The following is a 3,008-nucleotide window of genomic DNA, read 5'->3' on the forward strand; positions in this document are numbered from 1 at the left end:
AAGGAAATTAATATTTTATTTTCTATTTGCAAAGCCTGTTAAAAAATTCAAGAATACATGAACTCCTGCTTTAACAGTAATTCCTGATTTATCACGTAAGGGATCTAAACATACAATATCCATCGCTTGGACTAATGGGTGTGAACCAGCAATATATATCGCTTCGAACAGTTCATCCGTTCTCATTCCTCCTGTAGTTCCTGCTGGTACACCAGGGGCATAAGCGATATCAAGAACATCCATATCTACTGTAAGATAAATGACATCCACTTTCTTAGCTAAATCGTCTAAGGCTTTTTCAACTGTATTAGAGATTCCTGTTTTTCTAGCTTGAAGTAAGGTCACGTAATTAACCTTGTGGGTATCTGCATACTCTTTGAGAGCTTTAGAGTTATAAAACCCATGGAGGCCAATATTCCAAACGTTTTTGCCTTCAACGGTACCACTCTCAATTAGGTTTCGAATGGGTGTTCCATTTGATGGTCCGTTATCTTCTAAACTGCGTAAATCGAAATGTGTATCGAATTGAAGAATCCCTATACGTTGTTCTGGATGCGACTCTTTCCAGCCTTTTACTAACATAGCCGTAATCGAATGATCTCCCCCTAACATGATAGGCAGTGTATGGGGGTGATATTTCCGCATTGAAATCATGGCTTCTTTAATATACTGATGAGAAAGTGAAATATCTGTTACATGCTGTTTGACATCGCCTAAATCTAAAACCGATAAGGAGGTCAAATCCGTATCATATTCAATGTGATACGGATTAAACGATTTCCATAGTTGTCTCATGGCAAGGGGTGTTTCACTTGCCCCTGAGGCACTAATAGAAGATCTCGAAAGAGGGACTCCCAAAACGGTTACATCTACAGCTTGAAAATCTATTTCATCTTGCACTTCAAAAGTCTCGATCCAATCACTTACCTTAGGTTCAGTTGAACGCTGTCTTCCCCAATGAAAAGAGGGACGATTAAGTTGTGGGTACGGGTACGTCACGTAAAGCCCCACCTTCCACCATCACTTGTCCTTTTTTAATCACAGTATCTACGAGGTTCACTGCATAGTTATACTGCAACGTTTGATAATTTGGTGCATCAAATAAAACAAGATCCCCTTTCTTTCCTACTTCGATACTTCCAACTTCATCAGCTTTTCCAATGGCATGGGCTGCATTAATTGTACATGCTGTTAGGACTTCGGCTGGCGTCATCTTCATCGTAAGACATGCTAGATTCATAATAAAAGGCAATGATTCAGTAGGTGATGACCCTGGGTTACGATCAGTTGAAAGGGCAACCGGAACTCCAGCTTCAATCATCTTTCTTGCATTCGCAGGCTTCTCCATTAAAAAGAACGCTGTACCTGGCAACAAGACTGCAATAACACCACTTTTAGCCATTTGTTTAATACCTTCATCGGATGCTTGTAATAAATGGTCGGCTGAAACAGCTCCTACTTTTGCTGCAAGTTCTGCACCGCCAAATTGAACAATTTCATCTGCATGTATTTTTGGCTTTAATCCGTAGCCTTTTCCTGCCTCAAGAATTTGCTCCGACTGTTCAACTGTGAAGACTCCTTCTTCACAAAAAACATCGCAAAACTCAGCTAAATTTTCTTCTGCAACTCTTGGAATCATTTCCTCTATCACTAAACGAACAAACTCGTCTGGATTTTCTTTATATTCAACTGGAACAGCATGAGCGCCCATGAAAGTAGAAACTAAATCAACAGGATGTTTTTCATTTAGCTTTTTTGCTGCCCGTAGCTGTTTCAATTCATCTTCCAGTGTCAAACCATATCCACTTTTCGCTTCAACCGTCGTAACTCCATATTGTAGAAAACGATTCAGGCGTTTAGAGGTTTCTTGGATCAGTTGCTCTTCTGTAGCTTCTCTTGTACTTGTTGTTGTTTGGAGAATTCCTCCGCCTGCTTTTAGAATATCAATATATTTAGCTCCGTTTAATCGCATCTCTAGTTCCTTTTCACGACTTCCCCCAAACACAATGTGAGTATGAGCATCGATTAGACCTGGCGTAACAATTTTTCCTGAAGCATCAATCGTATTGATATGTCCATTCAACGTATGAACATATAGTTCTGCTTCAACATCCGATCCAACAAATGTAATCATTCCATTTTCCACTACAACACTGCCATGTTCGATAATACCGATATCGGACATATCTTGAGCACGTTTTGGTTCTTTACTTCCACCTCTAACTGTAATCAGTTGTGAGGCACGTTTAATATACGTAATAGATGACATAATACTCACTCCGTTCCCTTTAGTCCAATGTTGGAATATTCATGCCTTTTTCCTTGGCTGTTTGAATGGCTAACTCATAGCCTGCATCTAAATGGCGAACAACCCCCATACCAGGATCTGTTGTTAATACGCGTTCAAGACGTTTAGCCGCATCTTCCGTACCATCTGCTACTACGACCATACCTGCGTGAAGAGAATATCCCATGCCTACGCCACCACCATGGTGAACAGATACCCAACTTGCCCCTGCGGCTGTATTAACTAGTGCATTTAAAATAGGCCAATCTGCTACAGCATCACTGCCGTCTCTCATCGCTTCTGTTTCGCGGTTTGGCGAAGCAACAGACCCTGCATCTAAATGATCTCTACCAATAACAATAGGTGCTGAAAGTTCTCCAGATGCAACCATTTCATTAATAATTTTTCCAAATCGTGCGCGTTCTCCATATCCTAACCAACAGATACGTGCCGGTAATCCTTGAAATTCAATTTTTTCTCTCGCCATTTTAATCCAGTTACAAAGATGGGTATTATATGAGAATTCACGTAAAATAACTTCGTCTGTTTTGTAAATATCTTCTGGATCACCTGATAAAGCTACCCAACGGAAAGGTCCTTTTCCTTCACAGAATTGAGGACGGATATAAGCAGGTACAAAACCTGGAAAGTTGAACGCGTCTTTTACGCCTTCATCTAACGCTACTTGACGAATATTATTTCCGTAGTCGAAAGCAATGGC

Annotated in this window: 3 protein-coding genes; all 3 read right to left on the bottom strand. The window is 40.5% G+C overall.

All coding sequences use genetic code 11. The annotated features are described in order from the left end of the window. Positions 1-15 precede the first annotated feature (15 nt). Complete coding sequence (locus tag POF52_RS30800; protein WP_271998136.1) at positions 16-999, bottom strand: agmatinase family protein; 984 nt, start codon at positions 997-999, stop codon at positions 16-18. After that, the gene (hutI, locus tag POF52_RS30805) at positions 974-2,269 is read right to left on the bottom strand and encodes an imidazolonepropionase (protein ID WP_271998139.1); all 1,296 of its coding nucleotides are present in this window, start codon (positions 2,267-2,269) and stop codon (positions 974-976) included. Before hutI ends, POF52_RS30800 begins: the two co-directional genes overlap by 26 nt. Before the next feature lie 19 nt (positions 2,270-2,288). Continuing rightward, the coding region (gene hutU / locus POF52_RS30810; RefSeq protein ID WP_271998141.1) for a urocanate hydratase at positions 2,289-3,008 on the bottom strand (720 nt) is incomplete at its 5' end.

Source organism: Priestia sp. AB (assembly GCF_028369225.1).
GTDB lineage: Bacteria > Bacillota > Bacilli > Bacillales > Bacillaceae_H > Priestia > Priestia megaterium.